7 protein-coding genes are annotated in these 6,586 nt (G+C 71.2%); 2 read left to right on the top strand and 5 right to left on the bottom strand.

What is annotated here, in order from left to right:
* Window positions 1-52: 52 nt before the first annotated feature.
* Window positions 53-265, bottom strand: coding sequence for a hypothetical protein (locus tag ACFWUQ_RS25055; RefSeq protein WP_384542062.1), 213 nt, complete (start codon window positions 263-265; stop codon window positions 53-55).
* Between the two features lie 242 nt (window positions 266-507).
* Window positions 508-849 (bottom strand): DUF3099 domain-containing protein, encoded by a 342-nt coding sequence (locus ACFWUQ_RS25050; protein ID WP_384542051.1) that lies wholly within the window; start codon window positions 847-849, stop codon window positions 508-510.
* A gap of 179 nt (window positions 850-1,028) precedes the next feature.
* On the opposite strand from ACFWUQ_RS25050, the gene ACFWUQ_RS25045 reads away from it, so the two are divergent.
* A complete protein-coding gene (locus ACFWUQ_RS25045; protein WP_384542048.1) occupies window positions 1,029-1,307 on the top strand; it encodes a GlsB/YeaQ/YmgE family stress response membrane protein in 279 nt (92 codons plus the stop codon).
* A gap of 125 nt (window positions 1,308-1,432) precedes the next feature.
* On the opposite strand, the gene tyrS is transcribed toward ACFWUQ_RS25045, so the two are convergent.
* The 3 genes from tyrS to ACFWUQ_RS25030 all read right to left on the bottom strand — a co-directional run bounded on the left by tyrS (window position 1,433) and on the right by ACFWUQ_RS25030 (window position 5,721).
* On the bottom strand, window positions 1,433-2,701 hold the full coding sequence (gene tyrS, locus ACFWUQ_RS25040; RefSeq protein ID WP_384542046.1) for a tyrosine--tRNA ligase: 1,269 nt from the start codon (window positions 2,699-2,701) through the stop codon (window positions 1,433-1,435).
* A gap of 72 nt (window positions 2,702-2,773) precedes the next feature.
* The gene (locus ACFWUQ_RS25035; protein ID WP_384542043.1) at window positions 2,774-4,162 is read right to left on the bottom strand and encodes a metallopeptidase TldD-related protein; all 1,389 of its coding nucleotides are present in this window, start codon (window positions 4,160-4,162) and stop codon (window positions 2,774-2,776) included.
* Entirely contained in the window at window positions 4,159-5,721 is a 1,563-nt protein-coding gene (locus ACFWUQ_RS25030; RefSeq protein ID WP_384542040.1) for a TldD/PmbA family protein, read from the bottom strand. Before ACFWUQ_RS25030 ends, ACFWUQ_RS25035 begins: the two co-directional genes overlap by 4 nt.
* Window positions 5,722-5,866: 145 nt before the next feature.
* Here ACFWUQ_RS25030 and fabG point away from each other — a divergent pair, with 145 nt between their 5' ends.
* Window positions 5,867-6,586, top strand: a complete 720-nt coding sequence (fabG, locus tag ACFWUQ_RS25025) for a 3-oxoacyl-[acyl-carrier-protein] reductase (protein ID WP_384542038.1) — start codon at window positions 5,867-5,869, stop codon at window positions 6,584-6,586.

Genomic DNA, 6,586 nt, shown 5'->3' with positions numbered 1-6,586 from the left:
GCCCGGAGCGGGACTCCGGGCGGCCTTCGCGCTGTCCGGGGCGGGTGCGCCGTCAGCGCTCGGAGCCCTCGGGCTGCACCCACGCGTCGAGCTCCACCACGTCCTTGAGGAAGCCGCGGACCCCCAGGAACTGGGACAGGTGCTCGCGGTGCTCACCGCACGACAGCCACGTCTTGCGCCGCTCCGGCGTGTGCAGCTTCGGGTTGTTCCACGCCAGCACCCAGACGGCCGCCGCACGGCAGCCCTTCGCGGAACAGGTCGGCACCTGCGGGTCGGGGGAGCCGGGCGCACCGGGGAAACCGAGGAGGCCGAGGGCGTCGGGGCCGGGGGAGCCGGGTCCGGGGGAGTCAGGAGAGGTCACGACTCAACCCTACAAACCCCTGCGACGGAAAGGCGACGCCGAGCAGCCACGGGGGGAGCTGCCCGGCGTCGGTCCGTCGCTCCGACGGGGGATGCGGAGCGCGTAGGCAGTATGTCACGCAGGACCCGGTACGGTGCACTGGAACTTCATGATTGATCTGAGCTGTTCTTGAGGTTTCCGGCCTCCAGTGCGGGGAGCACAGGCGCCGGAACGAAGTGCGAGGGCAGCGAGGGCGTCGACTCGCGGCCCGCGTTGGCGATCACCACGGCCACGTAGGGCAGGAGAGCGCCCGCCACAAGCGTCACGATCGCCACAGGACGCTGCACATTCCACAGCAGTACGGTCGCGACGACTGACAAGGTCCTGACCACCATCGAGATCACATACCGGCGCTGACGGCCGCGCACGTCCTCGGCGAGCCCCATCCGTGCCCCGGTGATCCGGAAGACCTCGGATCCGTTCCGCTTCCGCTGTCTCGTCCGCTCCATGCTCCACCACCCGATCGTCCGCCGGACGCGCCCCGGCCCGGACCCCTTCCACGGTACGCCGCCGCCCCGACGGCGAGGAGAGGGGGTGTACCTCGAATGGTACTGCCCGAAATGCGGCGTTCGCGGCACCGGCCGAGACTGAGCCCACGTGCGCACAACGCGCCAGGAGGAGGCTCGACATGCACTGGTTGTGGGCGATCATCGTCGGTTTCGTACTGGGCCTGATTGCCAAGGCCGTCCTGCCGGGCAAGCAGCACCAGCCCCTCTGGCTGACCACTGTCTTCGGCATCATCGGCGCCGTGCTCGGCAATGCCGTCGCCACCTGGATCGGCGTAAACGAGACCAAGGGCATCGACTGGATCCGCCATCTGCTCCAGCTCGTCGGAGCGATCGCGATCGTGGGCCTCGGAGAGATGGTCTACACGGCCGTCCGGGGCAACAAGCGGCGGATGGTCTGAGCGGTCCGCCCCGACCGGGACCGGCCGAGCGCGGCCGCCGGGTATGGCGGAGGGGCCGGTCCGGACACTGTCCGAACCGGCCCCTCCGCCATGACCCGCGCAGCCGTACGGGGCCCGCCGGGGCGTCAGGCGCCCGTGACCTCCACGGCGGCCAGGTTCTTCTTGCCCCGGCGCAGCACCAGCCAGCGCCCGTGCAGCAGGTCCGCCGCGGCGGGGACCGCGTCCTCGGCGGTGACCTTGGTGTTGTTCACGTAGGCGCCGCCCTCCTTCACGGTCCGGCGACCGGCCGACTTGCTCGCGACCAGGCCCGTCTCCGCCAGCAGGTCCACGACGAGGGCGGGCTCGGCGACACGGACGTGCGGCAGCTCGGACAACGCCGCGGCCAGCGTGGCCTCGTCCAGCTCCGCCAGGTCGCCCTGGCCGAACAGCGCCTTCGACGCGGCGATCACGGCCGCGCACTGGTCGGCGCCGTGGACCAGCGTGGTCAGCTCCTCCGCGAGCGCGCGCTGCGCGGCACGCGCCTGCGGACGCTCGGCGGTCTGCGCCTCCAGCGCCTCCAGCTCCTCACGGCTCTGGAAGGACAGGATCCGCATGTAGGTGGAGATGTCGCGGTCGTCCACGTTCAGCCAGAACTGGTAGAACGCGTACGGCGTGGTCATCGCCGGGTCGAGCCACACGGCCCCGCCCTCGGTCTTGCCGAACTTCGTCCCGTCCGCCTTGACCATCAGCGGGGTCGCCATCGCGTGCACGACCGCGCCCGGCTCGACGCGGTGGATCAGGTCCAGCCCGGCCGTCAGGTTGCCCCACTGGTCGGAGCCGCCCTGCTGGAGCACGCAGCCGTGGCGCCGGTACAGCTCCAGGAAGTCCATGCCCTGGAGCAGCTGGTAGCTGAACTCCGTGTAGCTGATGCCCTGGTCCGACTCCAGCCGCTTGGCGACCGAGTCCTTCGTCAGCATCTTGTTGACGCGGAAGTGCTTGCCGATGTCGCGCAGGAACTCGATGGCGGACATGCCCGCCGTCCAGTCCAGGTTGTTCACCAGGACCGCCGCGTTCTCGCCCTCGAAGGACAGGAACGGCTCGATCTGCGCCCGCAGCCGGTTCACCCATTCCGCGATGACCGCCGGGTCGTTCAGGGTGCGCTCGGCCGTCGGACGCGGGTCACCGATCTGACCCGTGGCCCCGCCGACCAGCGCCAGCGGACGGTTCCCCGCCAGCTGGAGCCGCCGCATGGTCAGGACCTGGACCAGGTGCCCCACGTGCAGCGAGGCCGCCGTGGGGTCGTAGCCGCAGTAGAACGTGACCGGACCGTCCGCGAACGCCTTGCGCAGCGCTTCTTCGTCGGTGGACTGGGCGAAGAGCCCGCGCCACTTCAGTTCGTCGACGATGTCCGTCACGGTTGTCTCGACTCCTTCGGATGCTGTCGGATGAGGGGGCCAGGTCACTGGCGGTTAGCCAGTCTAGGCGGGTCAGACGCCCTTGCTGACCGAGCTCATGTTGAAGTCCGGGACGCGCAGCGCCGGCATCGAGGCCCGGGTGAACCAGTCGCCCCACTCGCGCGGCAGGGTCTTCTCGGTCCGCCCGGCCTCCGTGGCCCGCGACAGCAGGTCCACCGGGGACTCGTTGAACCGGAAGTTGTTGACCTCGCCCGTGACCTGCCCGTTCTCCACCAGGTACACGCCGTCGCGGGTCAGGCCCGTCAGCAGCAGGGTGGCCGGGTCGACCTCGCGGATGTACCAGAGACAGGTCAGCAGCAGCCCCCGTTCGGTGGCGGCCACCATCTCCTCCAGGGAGTTGTCGCCGCCCCCGTCCAGGATCAGGTTCCCGAACGCCGGCGAGACCGGCAGTCCGGTCAGCGCGGCGCTGTGCCGGGTGGTGGTCAGCCGGGCCAGCTCGCCGTCCCGGATCCACTCCGTCGCCGGCACCGGCAGGCCGTTGTCGAACACCGAGGCGTCGTCGCCCGAGCTGTGTGCGATCACGAACGGGGCCGATTCCAGCCCCGGCGCGTCGGGGTCGCTGCGCAGGGTCAGCGGCAGCTCGGAGAGCCTCTCCCCGAGCCGGGTGCCGCCGCCGGGCTTGGAGAAGACGGTCCGGCCCTCCACCGCGTCCCGGGCGGCCGCCGACCACATCTGGTAGATCAGCAGGTCGGCCACGGCCGTCGGCGGCAGCAGCGTCTCGTACCGCCCCGCGGGCAGGTCGATCCTCCGCTCCGCCCAGCCCAGGCGTACGGCGAGCTCGGCGTCCATCACGGTCGGGTCCACGTCCGTGAAGTCCCGGGTGGAGCGGCCGGCCCAGGCCGAGCGCTGCCGGTCGGGGGACTTGGCGTTGAGCTCCAGGGTGCCCTTGGGCTGGTCGTGTCGCAGCCGCAGGCCCGCCGAGGTGCCGACGTACGTGGACACCGTCTCGTGGTTGGCGAACCCGTACAGCTCCCGGCCGCCGGCGCGGGCCCGGGCGAAGGCCTCGCCGAGGGCCGGGGCGAAGTCCGCGAACACCGCCGAGGAGGTCTCGGCGGGGGCGTCGGCGAAGTCCGCGGACGCCGGGGTCCCGGTGACCAGCGGCTGCGCGTCCTCGGCCGGACCCGCTCCGCGCGCGGCGGCCTCGGCGGCCCGCACCAGCGGCTCCAGGTCCGCCGCGGTGACGGCGGAGCGCGAGACGACCCCCGAGGCCGTGCCGTCCTTGCCGTCGACGGTGGCGATGACCGTCAGGGACCGGCCGCGGGTGACGCCGTTGGTGGTGAGCGCGTTGCCGGCCCAGCGCAGGTTCGCGGTGGACTGCTCCTCGGCGATGACCACGCAGCCGTCGGCGGTCGACAGCTCCAGTGCCCGCTCGACGATCTCGTGGGGCTTCGTGCGGCTCATCGGCCCGCCTCCTGCGTGGTGTTCAGGATGTTCACGTCGCGGAACAGCGCGGACGGGCAGCCGTGCGAGACCGCCGCGACCTGGCCCGGCTGGGCCTTCCCGCAGTTGAAGGCGCCGCCCAGGACGTAGGTCTGCGGACCGCCGACCTTCTCCATCGAGCCCCAGAAGTCGGTGGTCGTGGCCTGGTACGCGACGTCGCGCAGCTGGCCGGCCAGCCGGCCGTTCTCGATCCGGAAGAACCGCTGCCCGGTGAACTGGAAGTTGTAGCGCTGCATGTCGATGGACCAGGAGCGGTCGCCGACCACGTAGATCCCGCGCTCCACGCCGCCGATGAGGTCCTCGGTGGACAGGCCGCCCGGATCCGGTCGGAGCGAGACGTTCGCCATGCGCTGCACGGGCACGTGCCCGGGGGAGTCGGCGTAGGCGCAGCCGTTGGAGCGGCCGAGGCCGGTCAGCTTCGCGATCCGCCGGTCGAGCTGGTAGCCGACCAGGGTGCCGTCCTTGACCAGGTCCCAGCTCTGGGCCTCGACGCCCTCGTCGTCGAAGCCGACGGTGGCCAGTCCGTGCTCGGCGGTGCGGTCACCGGTCACGTTCATGATCGGGGAGCCGTAGCGCAGCTTGCCGAGCTGGTCGAAGGTGGCGAAGGAGGTCCCCGCGTACGCCGCCTCGTAGCCCAGTGCCCGGTCCAGCTCGGTGGCGTGGCCGATGGACTCGTGGATCGTGAGCCAGAGGTTGGACGGGTCCACGACCAGGTCGTAGCGCCCGGACCGCACGCTCGGCGCTCGCATCTTCTCGGCGAGCAGGGAGGGGATCTGCTCCAGTTCGGAGTCCCAGTCCCAGCCGGTGCCGGTCAGGTACTCCCAGCCGCGCCCGGCGGGCGGTGCGATGGTGCGCATCGAGTCGAACTCGCCGGTGGTGCCGTCCACCGCGACCGCGGTGAGCTGCGGGTGGATCCGCACGCGCTGCTGCGTGGTCGACGTGCCCGCCGTGTCGGCGTAGAACTTGTTCTCGTGCACGGCGAGGAGCGAGGCGTCCACGTGCGCGACCCCGTCGGCGGCCAGCAGCCGCGCGCTCCAGTCGGCGAGCAGCTCCGCCTTCCGCGCGTCCGGCACCGTGAAGGGGTCCACGTCGTAGGCCGAGATCCAGGTCCGGTCCGCGTGCACCGGCTCGTCGGCGAGCTCGACCCGCTCGTCCGAGCCGGCGGCCTTGATCACCTGGGCGGACAGCTTCGCCATGGCGACGGCCTGCGAGGCGACCTTGGCGGCGCCGTCCATGGTGAGGTCCACGCCGGAGGCGAACCCCCAACTGCCCCCGTGCACGACCCGCACCGCGTAGCCGAGGTCGGTGGTGTCGGACCCGCCCGAGGGCTTGGCGTCCCGCAGCCGCCAGGAGGCGCTGCGGATGCGCTCCAGCCGGAAGTCGGCATGGTCGGCGCCCAGCGCGCGGGCCCTGGCGAGCGCCGCGTCGGCGAGCGCCCGCAGGGGCAGCGCGGCGAAGGCCGCGTCGATGGAATGGGGCACGGAATTCCTCCCGGGGTCGGGGCCGGTAGCCCCGATCATGTCGCGATCGGGGCGCTCATGACGACATCTTTCTGTAGGGACTCGACAGAGCGCGTCGCAAGGCCCTGTCGGAGGCCGATTCTCCGTACAGGCGGGACGACCTATAGGTTTTTGTTATTCAGACCGCTAGCGAAAGGGTGATCCGTTGAGCCGCTCGGTTCTCGTCACCGGAGGAAACCGGGGCATCGGCCTCGCCATCGCCCGTCTCTTCGCGGAGGCCGGGGACAAGGTCGCGATCACGTACCGGTCGGGTGAGCCGCCCCAGGAGCTCACCTCGCTCGGCGTCCTGGCGGTCCGCTGCGACATCACCGACTCCGAGCAGGTGGAGCAGGCCTACAAGCAGATCGAGGACGCGCACGGCGCGGTCGAGGTGCTCGTGGCCAACGCCGGCATCACCAAGGACACGCTGCTGATGCGGATGTCCGAGGAGGACTTCGCGTCCGTCGTCGACACCAACCTGACCGGCACCTTCCGTGTGGTCAAGCGCGCGAACCGTGGCATGCTGCGTGCCAAGAAGGGCCGCGTGGTCCTGATCTCCTCGGTCGTCGGACTGCTCGGTTCTGCGGGCCAGGCCAACTACGCCGCCTCCAAGGCCGCGCTGGTCGGCTTCGCCCGCTCGCTCGCCCGCGAGCTGGGCTCCCGCAACATCACCTTCAACGTGGTCGCCCCCGGTTTCGTGGACACCGACATGACGAAGGTGCTCACCGACGAGCAGCGCGCGGGCATCGTCGGCCAGGTGCCGCTCGGCCGCTACGCGCAGCCCGAGGAGATCGCGGCCGCCGTGGGCTTCCTGGCGTCCGACGACGCCGCGTACATCACCGGAGCCGTCATTCCCGTTGACGGCGGATTGGGCATGGGTCACTGA

The sequence above is a fragment of the Streptomyces sp. NPDC058662 genome (genome assembly GCF_042716255.1).
Classification (GTDB): Bacteria; Actinomycetota; Actinomycetes; order Streptomycetales; family Streptomycetaceae; genus Streptomyces.
This window is presented reverse-complemented; position numbering and strand designations above follow the sequence as displayed.

Bases quoted from the DNA above. Each gene is read 5' to 3' on its own strand.
- ACFWUQ_RS25035 (WP_384542043.1), bottom strand. From the start codon at position 4,162: ATGAGCCGCACGAAGCCCCACGAGATCGTCGAGCGGGCACTGGAGCTG.
- ACFWUQ_RS25030 (WP_384542040.1), bottom strand. From the start codon at position 5,721: ATGATCGGGGCTACCGGCCCCGACCCCGGGAGGAATTCCGTGCCCCAT.
- ACFWUQ_RS25050 (WP_384542051.1), bottom strand. From the start codon at position 849: ATGGAGCGGACGAGACAGCGGAAGCGGAACGGATCCGAGGTCTTCCGG.
- ACFWUQ_RS25045 (WP_384542048.1), top strand. From the start codon at position 1,029: ATGCACTGGTTGTGGGCGATCATCGTCGGTTTCGTACTGGGCCTGATT.